This window comes from Haloarcula mannanilytica (assembly GCF_005406125.1).
GTDB classification, from domain to species: Archaea; Halobacteriota; Halobacteria; order Halobacteriales; family Haloarculaceae; genus Haloarcula; species Haloarcula mannanilytica.
Window position 1 is genome coordinate 60598 of sequence record NZ_BIXZ01000005.1, and the last position, 19548, is coordinate 80145.

General features: G+C 63.8%; 25 protein-coding genes. 12 read left to right on the plus strand and 13 right to left on the minus strand.

All coding sequences use genetic code 11. The annotated features are described in order from the left end of the window. Positions 1-122: 122 nt before the first annotated feature. The 6 genes from choP3 to Harman_RS14035 form a co-directional block, all read right to left on the minus strand. A complete protein-coding gene (choP3, locus tag Harman_RS14010) occupies positions 123-941 on the minus strand; it encodes a cruxhalorhodopsin Chop3 (protein ID WP_137684408.1) in 819 nt (272 codons plus the stop codon). Between the two features lie 161 nt (positions 942-1102). Then, positions 1103-1864 carry an aldo/keto reductase gene (locus Harman_RS14015; protein ID WP_137684409.1) on the minus strand — a complete coding sequence of 254 codons (762 nt, stop codon included), beginning with the start codon at positions 1862-1864 and terminating at the stop codon, positions 1103-1105. An 80-nt stretch (positions 1865-1944) separates the two neighbouring features. Continuing rightward, the gene (locus tag Harman_RS14020) at positions 1945-2304 is read right to left on the minus strand and encodes a DUF7344 domain-containing protein (RefSeq protein ID WP_137684587.1); all 360 of its coding nucleotides are present in this window, start codon (positions 2302-2304) and stop codon (positions 1945-1947) included. Between the two features lie 158 nt (positions 2305-2462). Next, a complete protein-coding gene (locus Harman_RS14025) occupies positions 2463-5258 on the minus strand; it encodes a PAS domain-containing protein (protein WP_137684588.1) in 2796 nt (931 codons plus the stop codon). A gap of 154 nt (positions 5259-5412) precedes the next feature. Further along, positions 5413-5988: a hypothetical protein gene (locus Harman_RS14030; protein ID WP_137684589.1), complete on the minus strand. Its 576-nt coding sequence runs from the start codon at positions 5986-5988 to the stop codon at positions 5413-5415. A gap of 47 nt (positions 5989-6035) precedes the next feature. Beyond that, the gene (locus Harman_RS14035) at positions 6036-6674 is read right to left on the minus strand and encodes a hypothetical protein (RefSeq protein ID WP_137684410.1); all 639 of its coding nucleotides are present in this window, start codon (positions 6672-6674) and stop codon (positions 6036-6038) included. Between the two features lie 75 nt (positions 6675-6749). Here Harman_RS14035 and Harman_RS14040 point away from each other — a divergent pair, with 75 nt between their 5' ends. Beyond that, positions 6750-7349, plus strand: a complete 600-nt coding sequence (locus Harman_RS14040) for a metal-dependent hydrolase (protein WP_137684411.1) — start codon at positions 6750-6752, stop codon at positions 7347-7349. A gap of 28 nt (positions 7350-7377) precedes the next feature. On the opposite strand, the gene Harman_RS14045 is transcribed toward Harman_RS14040, so the two are convergent. The 3 genes from Harman_RS14045 to Harman_RS14055 form a co-directional block, all read right to left on the minus strand. Then, complete coding sequence (locus tag Harman_RS14045) at positions 7378-7629, minus strand: KEOPS complex subunit Pcc1 (RefSeq protein ID WP_137684412.1); 252 nt, start codon at positions 7627-7629, stop codon at positions 7378-7380. A 78-nt stretch (positions 7630-7707) separates the two neighbouring features. Then, positions 7708-7842, minus strand: coding sequence for a DNA-directed RNA polymerase subunit P (locus Harman_RS14050; protein WP_004517024.1), 135 nt, complete (start codon positions 7840-7842; stop codon positions 7708-7710). Positions 7843-7868: 26 nt separating this feature from the next. Next, positions 7869-8177 carry a 50S ribosomal protein L37ae gene (locus Harman_RS14055; RefSeq protein ID WP_137684413.1) on the minus strand — a complete coding sequence of 103 codons (309 nt, stop codon included), beginning with the start codon at positions 8175-8177 and terminating at the stop codon, positions 7869-7871. A 75-nt stretch (positions 8178-8252) separates the two neighbouring features. Between Harman_RS14055 and Harman_RS14060 the strand changes: the two genes are divergently transcribed. Then, positions 8253-8477: a hypothetical protein gene (locus tag Harman_RS14060; RefSeq protein WP_137684414.1), complete on the plus strand. Its 225-nt coding sequence runs from the start codon at positions 8253-8255 to the stop codon at positions 8475-8477. A gap of 32 nt (positions 8478-8509) precedes the next feature. Next, positions 8510-9154 carry a hypothetical protein gene (locus Harman_RS14065; RefSeq protein WP_137684415.1) on the plus strand — a complete coding sequence of 215 codons (645 nt, stop codon included), beginning with the start codon at positions 8510-8512 and terminating at the stop codon, positions 9152-9154. 17 nt (positions 9155-9171) lie between these two features. On the opposite strand, the gene Harman_RS14070 is transcribed toward Harman_RS14065, so the two are convergent. Continuing rightward, complete coding sequence (locus tag Harman_RS14070) at positions 9172-9900, minus strand: DUF2103 domain-containing protein (protein ID WP_137684416.1); 729 nt, start codon at positions 9898-9900, stop codon at positions 9172-9174. A gap of 61 nt (positions 9901-9961) precedes the next feature. Further along, positions 9962-10798, minus strand: a complete 837-nt coding sequence (locus Harman_RS14075) for a pantoate kinase (protein WP_137684417.1) — start codon at positions 10796-10798, stop codon at positions 9962-9964. 171 nt (positions 10799-10969) lie between these two features. Between Harman_RS14075 and Harman_RS14080 the strand changes: the two genes are divergently transcribed. The 4 genes from Harman_RS14080 to Harman_RS14095 all read left to right on the plus strand — a co-directional run bounded on the left by Harman_RS14080 (position 10970) and on the right by Harman_RS14095 (position 12697). Next, the gene (locus Harman_RS14080) at positions 10970-11272 is read left to right on the plus strand and encodes a UPF0175 family protein (RefSeq protein WP_004517029.1); all 303 of its coding nucleotides are present in this window, start codon (positions 10970-10972) and stop codon (positions 11270-11272) included. Next, positions 11269-11778, plus strand: coding sequence for a hypothetical protein (locus tag Harman_RS14085; protein WP_137684418.1), 510 nt, complete (start codon positions 11269-11271; stop codon positions 11776-11778). The genes Harman_RS14080 and Harman_RS14085 overlap by 4 nt, the downstream gene beginning before the upstream one ends. Before the next feature lie 288 nt (positions 11779-12066). Next, positions 12067-12456, plus strand: coding sequence for a prefoldin subunit beta (locus Harman_RS14090; RefSeq protein WP_004591484.1), 390 nt, complete (start codon positions 12067-12069; stop codon positions 12454-12456). 4 nt (positions 12457-12460) lie between these two features. Then, a complete protein-coding gene (locus Harman_RS14095; protein ID WP_137684419.1) occupies positions 12461-12697 on the plus strand; it encodes a DUF3194 domain-containing protein in 237 nt (78 codons plus the stop codon). 57 nt (positions 12698-12754) lie between these two features. Here the strand turns inward: Harman_RS14095 and Harman_RS14100 are convergent, their stop codons facing one another. Then, positions 12755-13081, minus strand: a complete 327-nt coding sequence (locus Harman_RS14100; protein ID WP_137684420.1) for a hypothetical protein — start codon at positions 13079-13081, stop codon at positions 12755-12757. 76 nt (positions 13082-13157) lie between these two features. Beyond that, a complete protein-coding gene (locus Harman_RS14105) occupies positions 13158-13619 on the minus strand; it encodes a hypothetical protein (RefSeq protein WP_137684421.1) in 462 nt (153 codons plus the stop codon). A gap of 326 nt (positions 13620-13945) precedes the next feature. On the opposite strand from Harman_RS14105, the gene Harman_RS14110 reads away from it, so the two are divergent. The 5 genes from Harman_RS14110 to Harman_RS14130 all read left to right on the plus strand — a co-directional run bounded on the left by Harman_RS14110 (position 13946) and on the right by Harman_RS14130 (position 19534). Next, positions 13946-14407: a bifunctional nuclease family protein gene (locus Harman_RS14110; protein WP_137684422.1), complete on the plus strand. Its 462-nt coding sequence runs from the start codon at positions 13946-13948 to the stop codon at positions 14405-14407. Positions 14408-14450: 43 nt separating this feature from the next. Then, positions 14451-15107 carry an HAD family hydrolase gene (locus tag Harman_RS14115; RefSeq protein ID WP_137684423.1) on the plus strand — a complete coding sequence of 219 codons (657 nt, stop codon included), beginning with the start codon at positions 14451-14453 and terminating at the stop codon, positions 15105-15107. 108 nt (positions 15108-15215) lie between these two features. After that, the gene (locus Harman_RS14120) at positions 15216-17669 is read left to right on the plus strand and encodes a PAS domain S-box protein (RefSeq protein ID WP_137684424.1); all 2454 of its coding nucleotides are present in this window, start codon (positions 15216-15218) and stop codon (positions 17667-17669) included. A 179-nt stretch (positions 17670-17848) separates the two neighbouring features. Next, positions 17849-18148, plus strand: a complete 300-nt coding sequence (locus Harman_RS14125; protein WP_137684425.1) for a HalOD1 output domain-containing protein — start codon at positions 17849-17851, stop codon at positions 18146-18148. A gap of 420 nt (positions 18149-18568) precedes the next feature. After that, on the plus strand, positions 18569-19534 hold the full coding sequence (locus Harman_RS14130) for a terpene synthase family protein (RefSeq protein WP_137684426.1): 966 nt from the start codon (positions 18569-18571) through the stop codon (positions 19532-19534). Positions 19535-19548 lie beyond the last annotated feature (14 nt).

The following is a 19548-nucleotide window of genomic DNA, read 5'->3' on the forward strand; positions in this document are numbered from 1 at the left end:
CGATATGGCATATTCGTTTCTGATTTCGACGGTCATGGAGATGCAGATGACACAGCGAGAGTCGGTCGGTACCGTCGAGAATATAGTAATAAACGAAGGCCGTCCGCGTCTCGGCGCACTGCTCAGTCGTCCGCGGGCGCAGCACCGCCGGACCCGATACTCGTCCCGGCCTGGGAGACAGTGCCTTCGTTGGCGGCCACCCAGCGCAGGAGCAGGAACGCGAAGACGTACTTCGCGAGGATGTCGAGGCCGGAGTATCCCCACGAGGTGACGCCAACACTCAGGAGTGCAAGTCCTTCCGAGCCCAGCGCCCACAGAATCGGGTAGCCGAGCCACAGCACGACCGTCAGCAGCTTGAGCGTCCCGAATATCTCGCTGGTCCCGGCGGCTTCAGCGTCGGCCGGCCACTCAACAAGCAGGACGTACAGCACGGCGACGAAGAACGCACAGCTGATGCCGTAAAACACCCAACGCAGCAGGTGCGAGGAGGTGATCAGCGCCGCCGCGAGGCCGGTCACGCACATCCCGATGTCCATCGTGATGGCGGTGAACAGCGACGCGATGTCGGTGTCGGCCAGCAGCCCCAGCGCCAGGAGGATCATCGGTGTCGAGAACGTCCAGGTCAGGTATCGGCCCCACGGGGACAGGACCTCTTGCCCGGCCAGTGCATGGCCCGGTGGCATCTGCAGGAAGCCGACCGTTAGCCCGGACGCCAAGCCGACGTAGCTGGAAATCGAGACCAGCGGCACCAGCATGGTTGCGACCCAGATGAGTTTCGCCCGGGACGATTCGAGTTCGCGGCCCATTGCGACGAACAGCAGGATAACGACGCCAGCCAGCGCGATGTTCACCCAGAGCGAGGAGTTCAGGAGGACATTCGACTGGATCTCCTGGAGCACCTCGGACTGTGAGGCCTGGAGTAGTGTCGTGGCAGCTGTCATGCATACCGTCTACGAAGGGGGGACATAAACCCGCGTAGCCAAACGGTATCGGTATCCCCTGTTAGATTCGGGTTTCGGAAGTCCGGACCGAATCCGGGCATCCTGGTGAAATTACCGCACGAGGCAGCTACAGGCCGGTTCTGTCCGGGTGGCTCGGCGACTCACTCCGGAAACAGCTCTTCCTCGCGCTCGATGGCTTCGATGCGCGCGATTTCGGCGTCAGTCAGTTCCAGGTCGGCGGCGGCGAGGTTCGCTTCGAGATGTCCCCGGGAGGACGCCTTCGGAATCGTGACGACGTTGTCGTAGCTTGTCACCCAGGCGATGCTGACCGCGGCCGGCGTGGTATCGTGTGTCTCGGCGATGTCGATGATAGTCGGTTCCTCGAACACGCGACCGCCGGCAAGTGGTGAGTACGCGACCAGTGGATAGCCGTGCGCCTGTGCGTCGGTGAGCAGCGATTCGCGCCAGTACAGCGGGTGGAATTCGACCTGATGGGCGGCGATTTCATCGAGATGGTCCCGGGCAACCGTTAGCTGGTCGGGTTCGAAATTCGAGAGTCCGACGTGCTCGGTCAGTCCCGCCTCGCGTACAGCCTCGACAGCGGGTAGCGTCGTGTCGGGGTCATAGTCGCCCCGCGGTCTGTGAACGTACAGGAGGTCGACAGCGTCGAGTCCGAGCCGGTCGAGGCTGGCTTCTGTTCCCGGGCGGACAGCCGACGCCCCGAGCGCGTCGACCCAGAGTTTCGTCGCGACGGTCAGGTCGGCCCGGCCGGTGTCGGCGGCGGCGATGCCCGCACCCACGACGCCCTCGTTGTCGTATATCTGTGCGGTGTCGAGGTGGCGGTAGCCACAGTCGATAGCCGTGTTGATGACGGCCGCGTCCTCGATACCCATCGTGCCGAGTCCGACCGGTGGGAGATCCATGCATCGGGGTTCGGACCCTTCGCAAAAAGCAGTAGTGTCTCCGACAGGCCACATCCCCCCAGATGTGGGCTGTCGGTCGGTTAGAAGTCGGTACGTCGCGTAACGGCCTGTGCGTGGTCAGCCCACTTTTCGACGGTGGGCGACCCCCAGTACTTCACCGCGCCGCTTCGCTCGTCGTAGTCGATGAGCCCGATCTGGTGGAGCACCGGCAGGTGCTTTTCTTCGAGTTGTGTCTGGATCGTCGACGGCGACGTACTTGCCGCACCACTCGCGCTCCTGGCCCCTTTGTTCGAGACCTCCGTTGCCAGCGTCTCGACATCGGTTGCCGTTCGGTCACTGGTCGCGAAGTAGTGACAGACGGCACGGCGTCGCCAGTCTGCCAGGACCTCGAACACGTCGTCGACATCCGCCGTGGACAGTGTTCTCTCCGACGGCGTCATCCCACACCACTGATCACTGCGAGGACCTCCATTCCGTTGATTACTCATCAGTGCGTGTAAAATTAATATCGCCAAGTAGTATTAACCGTATGCCTAGACGGCTAGGCAGGGTTCGAAAAACGGTACGGTAATCGACCGCAACAATCGGTTCAGTCGGTTCAATTGATATCAAACACTGCGTCGATGAGGTTTCGCTCCGCCCGTCGGAGATGCTGATGGAGCGTCGGTGAGGCGATACCGAGCGTCTCCGCGAGTTGCTCGGCGTTCGTGTCCCGTGGCCAGGCGTAGTATCCCGTCAAAAAGGCCGTCCGGAGGACTTCCTGCTGGCGGTCGGTCAGGTTGTCCCGCGGGTCCGTCTCGGTATCGGCCGGCGCGTACTCCTGTTCACACTCCTGTTTCGCCGTCAGTGTGAAGTCCGATGTACAGGTGGTGAGTACCTCCCGTATCGCTCGGGAATCGGCGTCCGGGGGTGCCTCAACGGTAATCGAGAGTGTTCCGCCGTCGACGGTCATCGCCTGCCGGCGAGCGCCGACATCCAGCAGGAGCGACTGGATGGTTTCTGCGACCTGCACCTCGACGACGCCCCCGTCGTCATCCGTCCGAACGACCCGCGTATCGAGAATCTCCGAGTGAGCGCGGAGGTCATCTGAGACCGTCTCGGCCGACGCCCCATCGACAGAGAAATACAGGAGATGGGTCGTCCCGATATCGACGCTTCCCACGGCTTCGAGCCGACACTCGTGTGCGTTCGCCACCGAGACAAGGGGGTTGTCGGGGTTCCGCGATTCGAACGTCAGTTCGAGAACAGTGTCGTGGGACAACAGCTGCCTGTTCTGGACGGCGGCGAACGTGTACCCAACCATCTCGCCGACGACAGCGAAGCTCTCGACGATTCTGGGGCTGAACGCTGCCGGCTGGTCCGAGTACATGCAGAGCACACCGTGGACGACATCCCCCTGGACCAGCGGGATCGCTGCGACGGATTCGTACCCCTGCTGATGCGCGGCAACTCCCCACCGCTCGAACTCGGTCGCCTCGTTGCAGTCCTGGATAGTCTGGACTTCGCCCGTCACGAGCGCTGTTTCGCCCGGTCCCTGTCCAGCCCCGTCGTCGAGGATGAGTTCGTCAAGAACGCCATCCTCGTCGCCGGCCACCGTTTTCGGCACGAGCCGGTCGTTCGCGCCGGCCCGCTCGCCGATCCAGGCTAACCCACACAGATCGGATTCGACGATACGGTCACACACTGCCTCTGCAATCTCGTCGCGGGTCGCCGCACCGCCCAGCGCGTGAATGAGGTCCTGTATCAACATGTTGACCCCGTTGAGTGCCACCAGTTCGTCGCGCTGTCGTTCGACCGCATCCTGCCGTTTCCGCTCCTCGGTGATATCCTGGTGAATCCCGACCGCCCGGACCGCCTCGCCGTCGTCGTTCCGCTCGAACACCTTGCCGATATCCCGGATCCACTTCCAGTCACCGTCTTTCGTCCGCATTCGGAACTCGCAGTGATACCGGTCGGTTTCGCCCGATTTCAACTGTCCGAGCGCTTGTTCCGCTCGTTCGATATCATCCGGATGTACGAGGTCGGCCCACGTCTCGTAGTGCGGTTCTAGTTCGTCCGTGCTGTAGCCAAGCATACCGGTCCAGCGCTCGTCGAAGGTGACATCGTTGGTTTTGGGGTTCCAGTCCCAGACACCGAGTCCCGCGCCTTCGACCGCGAAGTTCAATCGCTCCGTCATCTGCTGATACTCTCGCTCGCGTTCGCGGCGCTCCGTGATGTCCCGAGCGACACCGATCAGCCCGCGGTAGGTCCCGCTGTCGTCGTGAATCAGCGTGTAGTTGACCGCCACGTCCCGCTCGGTCCCATCTTTCCGGCGGAACGTCAGGTCGACTGTCGTGCTATTTTTGTCGGGTGCTTCGAGGACCTCCTCGACGGTTTCTTGCCCCTTCGAGAGTTCGCCGGGCGCGAGTACCGTCGAGGCGTGTTCGCCCCGTAGCTCGGCCGGCTCATAGCCTAGGTTCGACGCGAACGACTCGTTACAGAAATCGATGACACCCCGTTCGTTGAGCGTGTACAGCCCGTCCTGTGATTTCTCGACGAGCAGTTCGAGCAGTGCCGTCCGGGCGTCCCGACGGGCGGCTTCGGTGACATCCTTCAGCAGGGCGAGCGTGAGCCCGCCCGCAGCCTCCGGGAGTCGATAGCCGTGCCGGAGGAGATACCGGTCGCGCTCGCCGCCGGTCACGCGGACGGTGACCGGTTCGGTCGGTGAGTCCCGGAGGCGCTGGAGTTGGCGCTGCCCGCTGGTCGTGTCCGGAAGCGCCGCGGCCATGCAGTCATAGAAACCGTCGTGCTGGCAGTCCTCACCGTCGTGCTGGCAGTCCTCGCCGTCGGTCCCGTTGACAAACGCCGATACAGATGCGTTCGACCAGCGTATCGTCCCGTCGTCCGCCAGCAGGACGGCGATTTCGTTCTCGTCGACGCGGGACTCGATTCCGGACAGCGCATCCTGGAGCGCGTACTCGGTTCTATCGACCGATGTCGAGACGACGCTGGCGATTTTCTCCGCCAGAAACGCCCACTGTTTGGCCCCGTCGTGTTTCTGGACGACGGTCTCCGCAGAATCAAAGAGGCTAGCGGTGCTGTTCTGGGCAGCAGCGTCAGTGTAGAGGATGACCGGGTAGCGGTCGTTCGATACCAGCGGTTCGGGAATCTCGCCCAGCCCCGTCGGGTCGAGAACGAGGCAGGACACCGCCGTCGACGCGGCCGCCTCCAGCGCGGCGTCCGTGGTCGCCACGCTCGTCACCGAGATGTCGTCGTGCTGGTCCGCCAGCGCCTCGTGGACTTCCTCGCGTGCGGTCGCATCGGCGTCTAGATATACGACTTCGATCACGCAACTGGCCGGCTCGGTCTGGCGAGTTCCCGCTACCGCGGGACCGTCGAAATCGTTCTCGATCATCACCGTGGTATGGTTTTGACTCACTTCCCCGAGGCGTAATAATTGTTCGGCGGCGACAGCCGGGTTGGCTATCATAGTGATTCTTGTAGCGATTTACCGGTACGCGTCGACCCCGGGGTCGGCGCTATCCGGAAATAATCTACAATAATCACTATCAGTCGATAACGAACAGCCGCTCCCGAAGGGTTTCGGCGACATTGGTGAGGTGGGCCTGTCCGAATGCCGCGACCAGAAGCGCCCCGAGCGAATTGAACATCGTATCCCGAACCGTGTCGTCGAGCCCGTGTTGGGCCAATGGCATCGTGACGCCTGTTTCCGTGGCAATGATATCGAGCCCGAACTCGAACAGCTCCCAGATAACGCCAAAGGAGAGCACGACGACGAAGATATACACGAAAAAGACCCGTCCCGGGATGTGGACCTCGTCGCTGTGGAGGTCAATAGTCCGCGCGGTCGTGTACCCAAAGGCCGCGATGAGCGAGGCCGACATCGCGTGGGTGAGGTGGTCCCACCAGCCGACCTGTCCGTAGAGCCCGGCCGAGCCGAGCGTGTGCAAAAATACTGCGGTCGTGATCCAGAGGGCGAGCCACGGGTCCAGAGCGATGTTGTAGTTGCGCTGTACCACCGCAGGCAGGAACGTGACCAGCAATCCGACACTGCCGTTCGTGATCGGTTTGGGCTGGCCGGCAACGATGCCGTAGCCGACCAGCGCGAGCAACACGAGCTGCATCGCGCGGGTGATCCGCCGCTGGTTCCCCGTTGAGGGGCGGGGCAGCCTCACCGTCTCACCGTCCGTCGGATGGCGCGCCAGAGGCGGCGGTCACGCCGTCTGAAGTAGCCGTCGAACAGCACGCCCGCGACGAGTCCGGCGAGCGTGACGTACAGCCACTCCGTCATCAGCGCCTCGTTGGTCGTGAGGTAGGTGGTCCCGAGATACCGGTCGGCGTTCCACCGGAACACCGTCCAGGCCGCCACTGCGGCGAGGGTCGTCAAGACGACGAGACAGACGGCGAACCAGTGGGTGACTTCGAGCGCCGTGAACATGTGGAGCTCCACGATGACGAGCAACGCCAGCGCAGCCAGCGAGAGGTAGCTGGCGAAGGTGCCGACGGTCCCGCCGACCAGTCCGCGGACGAGGATGGGGAGCAACGCGAGCACGAGCAGTTCCCAGGGGAGCATCACGCGCCACTCGCGGTAGGCCACCGGCGGGACGAGGACGACGACACCGACGACACCGACGAACAGTATCCACTGGTAATCAACGTCGAGGACGCTTTCGACGAACACGACGGTGAGAATCGCGACGAACACCCACGCGATCACCGCGTTCGTTCGCCCGTCTCGGAAGAGACGCTCGAACGTGTCTTCGAGATCGAGTGTTCCGTCACCGTCGGAATGACCGGACCCATCACTCATTGCCTCGAACTGAGATACGGCACTGAATAAACCCAGCGACGTATTTATACCGTGAACAGCCCCTTTTAGGTGTATATGATGCTGCCGACGCACGCGATAGCGGGGCTCGCCATCGCAGCGCCGCTGCTCGCGCTCGTGCCCGACCACGCGACGGCCGCACTCGCTGGCGGCCTCGTCGGTGGCGTTCTCCCCGACCTCGACCTGTATTCGGGCCACCGGCGGACGCTTCACTATCCGACCGGGTACACGCTCGCGGCGGCCCCAGCCGTCATCGGTGCTGCCGTCCTTCAGACCCCGCTGCTCGTCGCGCTCGCGTTCGTCCTGCTGGGCGCGGCGCTGCACTGCCGGATGGACCGCTACGGCGGCGGCCTCGAACTCCGGCCGTGGGAGGGCACGTCCGAACGGGCCGTGTACGACCACGTGCGCGGACGGTGGCGCACCCCGAAGCGGTGGATACAGTACGACGGGTCCCCCGCGGACGTGGTGCTCATGGGACTTGTGGGTGTGCCGTTACTCGCCGTTCTGGACGGGCCGTTCCGATGGGTCGTCGCTGTGGCCCTCGTCACCGGCGCGGCGTACGGCCTCCTCCGCCGCCGGCTGGCGACGCTCGCGCCGAAAGTATTCGGAACCGTTCCCGAGCCGATTGCGGCCTACGTTCCGGACCGTTACCGGTAGTAACTCCGCTGGCGAACTGCCGCCCGCGTCAGTTCCGGCCGCCGGAAACCGTCTCTGCAACGTCACGCAGCGTCAGCCACGTGTTGATGCCGGCCCGCAGTGCGACTAGATCGGTCGCCTCGACGACGATTTCGACACGCTGTCCCTCCCGACTGAGGCGCGCCGTCGTCCGGTCGCCCTCGATGTCATCGATTTCGGGGCGGACGCTCCGCTCGATAGCGCGGGCCTGGTCAGGGCTGTCGTACTCGGCGGCGAGGCGGGTCTGGTATGGGGCGGTCATACTGTGTCGAAGTCGTGTCGGGCGTCGATACCGCGATTGGTCGGGAGAATCGGTGTCCGCAGCCTGCGCCGTCGGAGTTCAGTTGACGTTGATCTCTTTCACGTCGGGGGACCGCTCCTTCAGCAGGACACGGTGTCCGCAGTAGGGGCAGCGAACGCCGCCGTACTCGTCCAGCGTCACGTCGCGCTTACAGCGTGAACACTTGTAGCTCATAACTGAGAGATAGGGGTGGAGGTCCTTTACTCCTCGTCTTCGGACAGCGCGGCCCGAATGGAGCGTCGGACGGTCTTGCCGCCGGGCGTCTCCGGCTTGTAGCTGCCGCCGGTGTACTTGTAGTCACAGTAGCTGCACTGCCAGATACCCGTGCCCTGGCGGTCGACACGGTCCTCGCCGCAGTTCGGACAGGTGTGGTCCTCGTTCATCTCCGATTCGATCTCCGCGACGCGGCGTCGGGACACGCGACCGTAGCGAGCGCCGAAACGGCCCGAGCTACCGGTCTTTCCGCTCTTGCTAGCCATAGTGGTCTGTTGTCCGCCGAGCGGCCACATAAGGCCTTCGAGATGCGGTCCGATTGACCGACGGCCACAGGGGTTAACACGCTCCGTGGGCAACGGCCGACCGACATGGACGAGATACTCGACATCGTCGACCTCGTCGCGGACTCCGGCTTCGAGGGGATTGTTACGTGGCTCGTGCGACTCGTCGGTCTCGTCGCGCTGCTTGCCGGCCTCGGTCTGTGGCTGTTCACGGACATGGGGCTGCTGGTCGTACCAGCAGTGCTGCTACTCGTCGGCCTGGTCCTCCTCGTCGCCCCCAGCATCCTTCTGCTGGCCGCAGAGCTAACCTAGGCTCAATAGGTCGGCGAGCAAACCGTCGCTCGATGGCAGCCTTCGACCGGCTCCGCAGTCGCCTCCAGCGGGCCGCGCCGGCGACGAGCGGGCGGCTCACTGCCGCGGAGTTCCTGCTTTCGGGTGCGGCGGCCGGCCTGGTCGGCTGGGTCGGCACGCAGATAATCGCGTGGTCCAACCACACCAGCGGCGCGTTGCTCGCCACGGCGCTGTGGGTCGTCCTGGTCGGCGGGTTCGTCGGCCTGACGGTCTTTCACGCCCCCGAGTCCGTCCGCTTTTCCGACGCAATGCTCGCCTGGGGAACGATCAACACCGCCGCGATGGTGCTGACGGTCGGCGGCCTCCTCGGTGTCGTTCCCGAGTCGCTGGCTTACTGGCACGCCTGGGTCGCCGCGTTAGCCGTCGGCTACTGCTGGACCGGCGGCGTCCTCGAAGGAGCCGGTCAGCCCGCACGCGGACGGGGCTATCTGGGTGCTGGCGTCCTCGGCCTCTGTCTGCTGGCTGTCGGGGCTGTGTCGTTCTCGCTGGTCGCCCCGACGGGCTATCTGGCGCTCGCCGCGCTCCACGCGGGCCCCATGCTCCTCGACGTACGAACAGGCTTGCCGGCGGTTTACCGGACTGCTGTCGTCGGAATAGCTGTCGCTTTCGTTCTCGTTATCGGCGTCATCGTGGCCTGAATGGTGTGACGCGGGCGCTACTCCTGCAGATCAGCCTCTTGGAGCGCCTCGTTCAGGTCGGCCCGGACGTGTTCGCCGAGTTCGCGGTCGCCGGCCGTCGTGACGACGCGGTTCTCCTGCACGCTGGAGCCGTCGCGGATGAGCACCCGGACGTTGCCGTTGGCGTCGGCGCGGGTCGCCTTCGCCCGGACGCCCGTCGGCGAACTCGCGCCGCCGGCGTCGATGGGGCCGGGGATGACCTTCTTGACGTGGGGGTGCCCGGCGACAGTCTGGATGACCCGCTGGCCCGACCGGCCGCCGATGAGCGTCGAGTGGCTCCCGCCGAGTTTCTCCGCGGGCGCGGCGTCGACCACTTCGAGGGCGGGTTCGCCCTGTCGGTCGATGACCCGCTGGACCGGGTCGTCGCTCTCGACGCGGAAGAACTCGTAGTGTAGTTGCGGGCGGACGGCGGCGATAACGTCGCGGTCGCCCGTGACGTACACCTCCTCGGGTCGTTTGCGCCGTACCTCGTCGGCGACGAGACCGGCGAAGTTCCGGAGTTCGACGACGACGGTTTCGTCGCTCCCCTCGCCCTCCGGCGTCGTCGTCACCGTGCGCTGGCCCACGACCGACCCCTCAAGCAGCGAGGTTACCGTCGCCCGCTCGCGGTCAAGTTCGAGGACGACGGCGTCCGTGTTGGCAGTGTGACAGACCAGACAGTAGTCGCCCGGTCGGTCAAGCGGCGTGGCACACTGCCGACAGTCCATAGCTGTGGCTACGGGTCCGCGCTGATAAGGAAGCCGGTTCGTGTCCCACGCAGTGACCGGCTCAGCCCTCGTCCTCGATGGTCGCGCCGGGTGGGTAGATGGCACACACGTTGGCATCGTAGCCAGCGTCTGAGAGGCCGGTCCCGAGCGCGAACACCGTCTCGCCGAGCATCGCCATCGCCGCGTCCCCACCGGCTTCGGCCACGTCGTCGATGACAGCTTTCACGTCCGGCGTCAGTAGCTCCGCCTCACGGGAGAACTGCCGCGAGGCCTGTACGAACGTCGATAGTGTTGGCTCTTTCACGACAGTCGAGAGCGCGCGCTCGCCAGCGGTCGTCAACGTCTCGGTGTCGCCGCCGACCACGTCCGCCGTCGACAGTTCGCCGAGCGTGACGTACTCGATGCGGCTGCGGGCCGGGATGGCGTCGATATAGTTGAACTGCGGCCCGCCGGGTTCGAGTCGGAGCGGAACGCCGCCGCGGGCCTGCGCGACAACATCGCCGAGGCCCGAGCCGGCCTGAACCTCCGCGCCGTGGGCGATGGTCACCAGTTCGTTGTACGAGAGCCCGTGGCCGAAGACGGCGTTTGCCGCCAGCGCAGTGCCAAGCGCCAGCCCGCCGGAGACGCCAAAGCCGGACCCGAGCGGGAGCGGCGTCTCGGCGGTGACGGTCGCCGTCGTCCGCAGCGCGTCCAGCACTCGCTTGACGGCTTCAACCTCTATTTCCTCGTCGTTCAGCGTTATCTCGGTCTCCGGCCCGCGGCTGACAGTGACGGCAACGCCATCAGACAAGGCCAGCCCGCCGCCGCGGGAGCCGGTCTCGATGGGGTCATCGCCCCGGTCGACCGTGAAAAAGCCCGTGATGTGGCCGGGCACGAACGCGTGTGCTTCGTCGCTCATTGCCTCCCCGTGGGACTCAGCAGCGTTAAGCATTGGTGGTCGACCGCTCCCGCATCGCCCACAGCGGCTATCGCTGCCGGAAATAGCAGTTATAATGAGATTCGCGATATCTGACAGGCGGTTCTCCGACCCGTAGTTTGATGTGCGTTTACGGCGGATGACTGTGCAAACATGCCGACAATCAGCGCGCGGCTCCCGAGCGAAGAGAAAGACGAACTGGACGACGTGGCCGAACTGCTCTCCGAGGACCGGTCGACCACGATTCGGAAGGCGCTCCGGGAGGGACTGGAGACGCTCCGGCTCCGCGTCGCCGTCGAGCAGTACCAGTCCGGCGACGTGTCGGCGGCCGAAGCCGCACAGCTTGCTGATCTCTCTATCGCGGAGTGGCTCGACGTGGCCCGCGAACGCAATCTGACGACGCAGCTCGAACTGTCCGACCTGGAGCTCGACGCCGACACGGCCGCGGAGCTATGACCCGAATCTACGTCGGGCCGACATCGCTGTATTCGCTGGGTCAGGTGGGTGAGCTGTCCTTGCTTGACGCGTTCGACGGTGACATCGTCATTCCCGAGCCCGTCATCGACGACGTTCAGGTCGAACCGACGGCGACGAATCTGTCGGAGTACCGCGAGAACGACATCGATACCGGCGTCGACGAGGGTCACGTCGGCCAGGCCGAGAATCTGCTCGGGGACGCCGACCTCGGAGCCGCCGTGACGGTGCTCGCCGGCGTGCTGGCCCACCGCGACAGCGACGACCGCGCTGCCGTGGCCGTCGTCTCCGAGGACCGCACCGTTCGCCGGATGGCCCAGGGGCTGGGGGCCGAGGTGACGAGCAGCTTCGGCGTCGTGGTCCGGGCCGCTATCGAGGACAAGTACCTCAAACCGACCCAGGCAAAGCGGATCGTCAGACGGATCGACCAGCACGGGATGCACCTGACTGGGGAACTGCGAGAGCGAGCAGTTGGAGAGGTTGCCTGAGTTCATTGCCGCGAGCACCGCGAGCGGCTGCTTTTTAGCGTAGCTTTTTCGAGGAGGGTGTGCGGTTTCCACCCGACGATGAAAAAGGTACACTAGCACGGAATGCACCTGACCGGGGAATTGCGAGAGCGGGCGGTTGGCGAAGTGGCGTAGGTCTGCGACAAACAGCACGCTAATGGCTGTCATCGTCGGTATTTCGACAGAACAGGCTATGGGAGCGGTCGCCAGCCGGTCCGCTGCTGAACTTGAAAGCGTGGGTTTAACAGTGCGGCCCTCAACTCTGGAGGTATGCAGGGTAATCTTCCGCCTGAAGCACAGGAGAAGCTCGAGGAACTGCAGGACCTTCAGCAGACAGCACAGCAGGTCGCCGCACAGAAACAGCAGGCCGAGACGGAACTCCAGGAATCCCAGACGGCCCTGGACGAACTCGACGACATCGACGAGGACTCGACCATGTACCGCGAGGTCGGCGAGCTCCTCGTGAAGACCGAGTTCGACGAGGCCCAGGATGACCTCGAAGAGAAGGTCAACAGCCTCGAAGTCCGCGTCGAGACGCTCGAAAAGCAGGAAGAGCGCGTCCAGGAGCAGTTCGAAGAGCTCCAGAGCGAGCTCCAGCAGATGCTCGGCGGCGCAGGCGGCGCGGGTCCGGCCGGCGGCCCCGGCGCTGGCGGCGCATAAGGCGATGCCGACAGACGATGAGGTCGTCGAGACAGCTTCGACCGCAGCCGAAGACGTTGTCTTCTCACGATACGATGTCGGCGCGGTCGAGGACCTCGACGTGACTGTCACCTTCGAAGACGGCGTTCTAGATGTCGACGTGTACGTCAACGCGCCCGACAGCCGGCAGGACGAGGCACAGGTCGCGGACGACGCCGCCCTCGCCGCGCGGGCCGCCGTCGACGACCTGTTCGAAGAATAGACCCCCGTAGCGGGGCTGGCAGTCACTCGATATTCTTGTGACACCCCGAAGGGACCGTCAGTCGCGGCTGTCGACGGCTGGGTCCCCGGTTCGGTCGCTGGCGAACCCGGTTCGGAACGCGATCCAGCCAAGGACCGTGACGAACAGGATCGGCGGGAGAATCATGAACCCCCACAGCGGGTCCAGTCCCCAGCCGAGTAACAGCGCCAGGTCGAGCAATCCGATAGCGAGAAACGGCGAGACGAACAGGAGGGCGCGCTTCCGGTTCATCCCATCCGAGGATTCCGACGCCGACGAGTCCTCGTCGCCCGCGAGTAAGTCCGCCGTCGTGCGGTCCCCGGTTCCGTCGTCAGCGTGGACGCTGGACTCGGCGGTGTCTTCCATACAACCCTCTCGGGGTTCAGCAAGCAAAAAAACCGCGCTTGGTCAGTGGGTCGGGGGAGAACCGTCAGGTCAGGGGTTACGCGTCACTGTCGTCCGCGTCAGCGGTCTCGGACGCCGATTCGTTTGTGCTGTCGGCGGTATCACTGCCGGCGTCATCGCTCTCGTCGCCCGGGGTCAGTTCGCTGATCTGTGCGCCGAGGTCGCCCGTGAGGTCGCCGGCCTGCTTCTGCCCGATGAGGGTGTGGATCTCGCTGACGAAGTCAGGGACCTGGTTGGGGAGGGAAGACGGCGGGCCGCGCTGGTCGCCTGCCTCGCCGGCGTCAGCGGGCGGACCGCGGCGGTCAGCCGCCTCGGCAGCGCCGTCCGATTCGTTCTCAGTGTCGGCTGTGTCGTTCGCTGCCTGTTCGGCTGCGTTGTCCGCCTGTGCGTTGTCCGCGTGGTCATCGGCCTGTGCGCCTGCCGCGCCGGGCAGCGCCGCCGCCGAGCCCGTGATGACGAGCAAAGCAAGCAGGCCGCCGGCAATGGTAGTGAGTTTCATTGTGATCGTTGCCTCCGCTCACTGCTCTGTCCCAGTGGCATATGAAGGGGGCAGGCCGAAAAGACCGATTAAGCCGAATTTGGTCGAATTGAGCATTCTATCGTCTGTTTTAATTCGGTTTAATTCCACTTCAGTGCGCACTCACCACTTCGTCGCGTCGAGACTGGTCCGCTGGGTGAGCTGGCTGGCGTGCGCGTCACGCGGCCGACGAGACGGAGGTCACGATCAGGGTGGTGCCGGAATCACCCATTCCGATAGCGTCCGGAATCGGCCCCTGAAACCACTGCCGGGGTAGCTTTTCATACCCACAAACCCAACACCGTTCCATGGAACACGATGCCACGGTCGAAGGGGTCGGCGTCGGCGTCAACGAAGAGGGCGGTGGCACGCCGGTCGTCCTGCTCCGTGCGCGTGAGGAGATCGTCCCCATCTTCGTCAGCAAGGACCAGGCCCAGTCGATGCAGTTGGCAATCGCCGGCGAGCCGTTCGAGCGCCCGCTCACCCACGACCTGCTGGTCGAGATGGTGACGGAGTGCGGGGCCGCCATCGACCGGGTCCGCATCGACGACCTCGCCGACGGGACCTTCTACGGAAAAATCGATGCGGAACAGTACACCGACGACCGGCGCAAGGACATGGTGTTCGACGCCCGCCCCTCGGATGCCATCGCAATCGCCCTCCGGGTAGATTGTCCGGTCATGGTGACCGACGAGGTCATCGACGAGGCCGGACGGCCGCCGGAGCAGTTCGACCAGGGCGGGGGCGGGAGCGAGGATCTGGGGCTGTGAAAACGCGAAACCTTTCTGCGTCTGTCCGCCCTTGCTTGTGTTGATGGGGTACGAATCGGTTATCTTCGACAACGACGGCGTGTTGCTGACGCTGACAGATATGGACGCACACTACGTTGGCGCGCGCCGGGCCTTCAAAGAACTCGGCGTCGTATCGCCGTCGACGGCCCACGTCGAGGCGATGAGTATCGGTGTCACGGTCCCGGAACTCACCGAAATCTGTACCCAGTACGGTATCGACCCTGAGCGGTTCTTCCGGGCCCGCGACGAGGCGATGACCGCGGCCCAGCGGTCGCTCATTCGTGCCGGCGAGAAACAGCCCTACGCCGACATCTCTGTCCTCGACCGACTGGACTGTCCGCTGGGCGTGGTCTCGTCGAATCAACGGGACACCGTCGCGTTCGCGTTCGAGCATTTCGACATTGAGCACTACTTCGACAGCGTCTGGGCGCGGGAGCCGACAGTCGAGAGTCTCCGGCGGAAGAAACCGCGGCCGTACTACATCGAGCGGGCGATGGAGGATCTCGGCGTCAGTGACGCCCTGTTCGTCGGCGACAACGAGTCCGACATCGAGGCGGCACACCGGGCCGGCATCGACTCGGCGTTCATCCGGCGGCCCCACCGGGTCGACACCCAACTCGACGTGACGCCGGACCACGATGTGTCCGGCCTCGAAGACGTGGTCCGGATCGCCGGCTGAGCCACCGGGACTGACTGGGCCGTATCCATACCCAACGGACACGTAGTCATGGCGTTGTGGTACGTATACTGAAAGCAACCTTTCCCATGGCAAGTGCCGTGAAACGGTATGGAGAAGCCGGTCGGTGAAACGGACGAGAACGAACAAGCGGCACGTGACACACCGGCACAGCAGTCCCCGCCTGTGTTGTTGGAGACACTCGCCGCGCGAATGCCAGAGCCAGTGGTCGTCACCGCCGCCGACGGGGAAATACGGACCGGGAACGACCACCTCAGCGACCTCCTCGGTTCGGAGCCATCGGACGTGTTTGGGCGTCAAATCGGCGATTTTTTCCCGGATTTGAGCGATGTCAACCTCGGAGCCCACTGCAGTCAGTCGCCGGGAACACCGCTGACATCGTCGTGTTCCGTCGGCGGTACGGAGCGGTGGGTCGAAATCGCCTTCGAACCCCAGCAGTGGGACGGCGAGGAGTTGTACCTCGGTATCGTCCACGACATTACCGAGCGCCACGAGCGGACGGAGATGCTCGAACAGTACGAACGTATCGTCGAAACCATTGAGGACGGCATCTACACGCTCGATGAGTCGTTCACGATGCAGACGGTCAACAGCGCTGTCGAGTCGATGACCGGCTACGACAAGGACACGCTGGTCGGGTCGAACGCAACGTTGCTGGCGGACGAATCCGTCATCGAGGAGGCCGCCGAGATGTCGCGGCAGTTCATCGAAGGCGAGCGCGACGTAGGAACGCTGACGACGGATCTCAGAACCGCCGACGGGGACACGCTCCCGATAGAGACAAAATTCACGACCTATGACCGCAAGGACGGGAGCTACCGGCAGGTCGGCGTCGTCCGGGACATTTCGGACCGGAAGCGGTTCGAGGAGACGCTCGCGGCGCTACACGAGTCGACCAGAAAGCTGCTGCACACGGAAACCAAGCCGGCCGTGGCCGAGCAGATACTCGACACGGCCGTCGACGTGCTGGAACTGCCCGATGTGGAGATCTATCTGTTCGACCGCAGCGACAACACCCTCCACAGCGTCGGCGACGCCGAATCGGACCGGAACGCGTCGATCGGACCGGGCGAAAGCACAGTCTGGGACGTGTTCGTGCGGGACAGCGCCGTCGAAGTCGGCCCCGGCGAGAGCATCGACCTCGGTGCGGGACCGGTGACGACGGACGCAACGCGGCTCTGTCTGCCGCTCGAAGACCACGGCGTGTTCTACATCGAACTGGGCGAGCGACACACCGATGCCCGGACCCGCGAGATGGTGGACCTCCTCGCCGCTAGCGCGGAAGCCGCGCTTGCGCGCGTCGACCGCGAGACGACCCTCCGCGAGCGCGAGGCCGAACGCCGCGAGCAGAACCGCGAACTCCGACGGCTCAAGCAGGTCAACGCGATTATCCGGCGGATCGACCAGGTGCTCGTGGAAGCGGAGACCACAGAGGAGATCGAGCAGGCAGTGTGTGACCAGTTGGCCAAGTCCCAGTGGTTCTCTTTCGCCTGGATCGGCCGACAGGACACGACGGAACTCGTCCCCAGGGCGTGGGCGGGTGACACCGCCAGCTATCTGGACGCCGTCTCGCTGTCGCTGGAGCGCGAGGGCGGACCACCGGCGGTCCAGACGGCACAGTCCGAAGCGATGACTGTCGTTCCGTCGGTGGCCGACAACCTCCGGGGCGACCACTGGCGGACGGAGGCGCTCTCCCGCGAATTCCAGTCGGCGCTCAGCATCCCGCTCGAATACGACGATTTCGTCTACGGCGTCCTGACGGTGTACGCCGCACAGGAGGACGGGTTCGACGAGATGCTTCAGGAGGTGTTCGCCGAACTGGGCGAGACTATCGCAAACGCGATACGGGAAGTCGAGTCCCGACAGCGACGGGCCGGCGACGGCACCGTCGAACTCGAACTGTCGCTGTCGGCCCCCCAGTCGTTCCTGACACAGCTTGCCGACCGCATCGGCGTGCAGGTCGTCTGTGAGGGAGCCGTACAGCGCAGCGATGGGGCGATTCGTCTCTTCCTTGCAATCTCGGACTGCGACCCGGCAGTTGTCGAGGAGCAGGTAGCGTCGATGGCCCGGGTCGATACAATGCGAGCGATTTCGACCGATCAACTGGACGGACTCTACGAGGTCGTCGTGACCGGCCAGACCGTCGCGGAGACGCTCCTTGAGCAGGGCGGGCGGTTGAAATCGCTGCGAACCTCGACGGACGGACTCACGGTGACAGTCGTCGTCTCTGGCGAAACCGATGTCCGGCAGTTCGTCGAACAGCTCGGCGAGCGGTACGCGGGCGTCACGCTGATCGCACGCCGTGACGGCGCACAGTCCGACGGCCAGCGCGACGGGACGGTTCGGTCGGCGCTCGAAGAGCAACTCACCGACAGGCAACTCGAAGTGCTGCAAACGGCGTATCTGAGCGGCTTTTTCGACTGGCCCCGGGAGACGACCGGCCAGGAGATCGCGTCCAGTCTGGACGTGTCACAGCCGACGGTCAACCGGCATCTCCGCGTCAGCGAGCGGAAACTGCTCGAACTCGTCTTCGGCGATAGCTGATACTGTCCGCTGTTCCTATTTCAAGATTTCGCCACCTCAAGGTGGCGAATATCTTCGCAGATGTGCGGCTGACAGTATGAACCGTCGCTATACTGTTAGTGGCCCACCCAGGCCGGTCGTATCTGTATAGCCACAATCACCTTTCGAATCACGGGATAAGGGAGAAACAGCGACGAAGCATGTCCCAGGCAAAACTGGTCTACAGACCGTCACCCAACGAACCGCTGAGCGACACGATTGTCCACGCGGTGGCCGACACGCTGGGTGTCGACCCCGTCGACCTCGACGACCGAATCAGTGACTGCATCGACCCCGACGCGCTGGACCGACTGTTCCATCCCGACAGGGACGGGACACCGAGTCCCGACGGGCTAGTCGTGTTTAGCATGGCCGGCTGTCGCATCGAAGTCGAAGGGAACCGGTCAGTGCTGGTGACACCGTCCCGCGACATCTCGACGGCTGCTGGACTGCAAGCGTAACGCGGCTCCGTCTCTTCTGGCGCTGGTGTCGTCTTCCATCAAGCATTATTTAGCAAGCTACTGGCTAGTAACAGCTGTATTATTCGAACCTTATTTTCTTTTCTCGGATAGTAGGACCCCTTTGCTTTCAGTAGGACAATATTTCTTATTTGGTAGCAGATTAAAAACTGGTACGTATCTTGGAGTAAAACTGGCTAAAGCATGTTGTTAATAGTATCTTACTAGCAGCCTACGCGTCAGTACCACTATAAGCGCAACTTCACCTCTCGATTGTATGGACCGCGGAAACCAATCGACCGAACCCGACGTGACATCCGAGAGGCTCACCGACCGAATAGAAACAGTCAAAGTTCAGTTAATGGGACATTATTCCACCGGCTGTACCGGGATCCAGGGCGCAAGCTTCGGAGGCCCGTCACAATGAGCGTCGAGTCCTCCCCCGAAGCACAGGACCTTCTCGAAGAGGTTCGAACGACTGACCTCCCGGACCGCGTCGAGGAACTTGCAGACGAGTACGAACGCGTCTGTGGCGAACGTGACCGGTTCCTCTGGCAGTGGATCTACTCGCTGTTCCCCGAGTTCACGCTCTCGTCGGTCGACACGGACCACGCCGACCACGTCCGGACACAGAAGACGATTCTCACGATGTACGTCACGATCTTGGACGACATCGTCGAGAACGACGGGGACCGTGATACCTTCGCAGAGGCCCGACGGCTCGTCCAGAACCCGTCAGCTGTGGACCCGAGCTGTGCGGCGGTAAGTGAGGAATACTTCTCCTTCATCCAGCGTGTCTGGCGGGAGTTCGAGAGCGGCCTGACTGACGCACCGCGTGTCGACGAGTTCTACGACGTGTTCACCTACGATATGCGACAGACGCTGAACGCGATGGACTACAGCGCGGTCGTCAACGAGAACCCACGGATCGCCAACCTCAGCGGGGCCGAAAGCTACGGGGCACACAATATGGTAATGTTCCCCTACGCCGCGGTAGACCTGATGTACTCGCAGGAATTCGACCTCGCTGACTACGGGACGGTCCGGGACCTCATCTGGGACCTTCAGGAGATGGCCCGCATCGGGAACTGGCTCACGACCTGGGAGCGGGAAGTCAAAGAGGGGGACTACACCGCGGGCATCGTCGTGCTGGCGCTCCAGGAAGGGTTTGTCACGCCCGAGGAACTGGAAAACCCCGACGGGAAGGACGAACTCATCGACAAGATCAAAGCCGAACGGTTCGAAGCGAAGTTCCGCGACCGGTGGGCCGAAATCTACCAGTCCGTGCGCGACCGTGAGTTCGACACAGAGAGTGTCGATCTCGACGCGCTGGTGCAGGGAATGGAGACGGTGTTCCAGTACCACGAAGCCAGTCGCGGCCACAAGTAATCACGGCGTACCGC

Excerpts from the sequence above, each read along its gene's own strand:
- Harman_RS14040 (WP_137684411.1), top strand. The coding sequence starts at position 6,750 with ATGATGCTGCCGACGCACGCGATAGCGGGGCTCGCCATCGCAGCGCCG.
- Harman_RS14045 (WP_137684412.1), bottom strand. The coding sequence starts at position 7,629 with ATGACCGCCCCATACCAGACCCGCCTCGCCGCCGAGTACGACAGCCCT.
- Harman_RS14050 (WP_004517024.1), bottom strand. The coding sequence starts at position 7,842 with ATGAGCTACAAGTGTTCACGCTGTAAGCGCGACGTGACGCTGGACGAG.
- Harman_RS14055 (WP_137684413.1), bottom strand. The coding sequence starts at position 8,177 with ATGTGGCCGCTCGGCGGACAACAGACCACTATGGCTAGCAAGAGCGGA.
- Harman_RS14035 (WP_137684410.1), bottom strand. The coding sequence starts at position 6,674 with ATGAGTGATGGGTCCGGTCATTCCGACGGTGACGGAACACTCGATCTC.
- Harman_RS14110 (WP_137684422.1), top strand. The coding sequence starts at position 13,946 with ATGGAACACGATGCCACGGTCGAAGGGGTCGGCGTCGGCGTCAACGAA.
- Harman_RS14025 (WP_137684588.1), bottom strand. The coding sequence starts at position 5,258 with ATGATCGAGAACGATTTCGACGGTCCCGCGGTAGCGGGAACTCGCCAG.
- Harman_RS14080 (WP_004517029.1), top strand. The coding sequence starts at position 10,970 with ATGCCGACAATCAGCGCGCGGCTCCCGAGCGAAGAGAAAGACGAACTG.
- Harman_RS14090 (WP_004591484.1), top strand. The coding sequence starts at position 12,067 with ATGCAGGGTAATCTTCCGCCTGAAGCACAGGAGAAGCTCGAGGAACTG.
- Harman_RS14065 (WP_137684415.1), top strand. The coding sequence starts at position 8,510 with ATGGCAGCCTTCGACCGGCTCCGCAGTCGCCTCCAGCGGGCCGCGCCG.
- choP3 (WP_137684408.1), bottom strand. The coding sequence starts at position 941 with ATGACAGCTGCCACGACACTACTCCAGGCCTCACAGTCCGAGGTGCTC.
- Harman_RS14075 (WP_137684417.1), bottom strand. The coding sequence starts at position 10,798 with ATGAGCGACGAAGCACACGCGTTCGTGCCCGGCCACATCACGGGCTTT.
- Harman_RS14120 (WP_137684424.1), top strand. The coding sequence starts at position 15,216 with ATGGAGAAGCCGGTCGGTGAAACGGACGAGAACGAACAAGCGGCACGT.
- Harman_RS14125 (WP_137684425.1), top strand. The coding sequence starts at position 17,849 with ATGTCCCAGGCAAAACTGGTCTACAGACCGTCACCCAACGAACCGCTG.
- Harman_RS14115 (WP_137684423.1), top strand. The coding sequence starts at position 14,451 with ATGGGGTACGAATCGGTTATCTTCGACAACGACGGCGTGTTGCTGACG.
- Harman_RS14085 (WP_137684418.1), top strand. The coding sequence starts at position 11,269 with ATGACCCGAATCTACGTCGGGCCGACATCGCTGTATTCGCTGGGTCAG.
- Harman_RS14100 (WP_137684420.1), bottom strand. The coding sequence starts at position 13,081 with ATGGAAGACACCGCCGAGTCCAGCGTCCACGCTGACGACGGAACCGGG.
- Harman_RS14130 (WP_137684426.1), top strand. The coding sequence starts at position 18,569 with ATGAGCGTCGAGTCCTCCCCCGAAGCACAGGACCTTCTCGAAGAGGTT.
- Harman_RS14070 (WP_137684416.1), bottom strand. The coding sequence starts at position 9,900 with ATGGACTGTCGGCAGTGTGCCACGCCGCTTGACCGACCGGGCGACTAC.
- Harman_RS14105 (WP_137684421.1), bottom strand. The coding sequence starts at position 13,619 with ATGAAACTCACTACCATTGCCGGCGGCCTGCTTGCTTTGCTCGTCATC.
- Harman_RS14095 (WP_137684419.1), top strand. The coding sequence starts at position 12,461 with ATGCCGACAGACGATGAGGTCGTCGAGACAGCTTCGACCGCAGCCGAA.
- Harman_RS14020 (WP_137684587.1), bottom strand. The coding sequence starts at position 2,304 with ATGACGCCGTCGGAGAGAACACTGTCCACGGCGGATGTCGACGACGTG.
- Harman_RS14015 (WP_137684409.1), bottom strand. The coding sequence starts at position 1,864 with ATGGATCTCCCACCGGTCGGACTCGGCACGATGGGTATCGAGGACGCG.
- Harman_RS14060 (WP_137684414.1), top strand. The coding sequence starts at position 8,253 with ATGGACGAGATACTCGACATCGTCGACCTCGTCGCGGACTCCGGCTTC.
- Harman_RS14030 (WP_137684589.1), bottom strand. The coding sequence starts at position 5,988 with ATGCAGCTCGTGTTGCTCGCGCTGGTCGGCTACGGCATCGTTGCCGGC.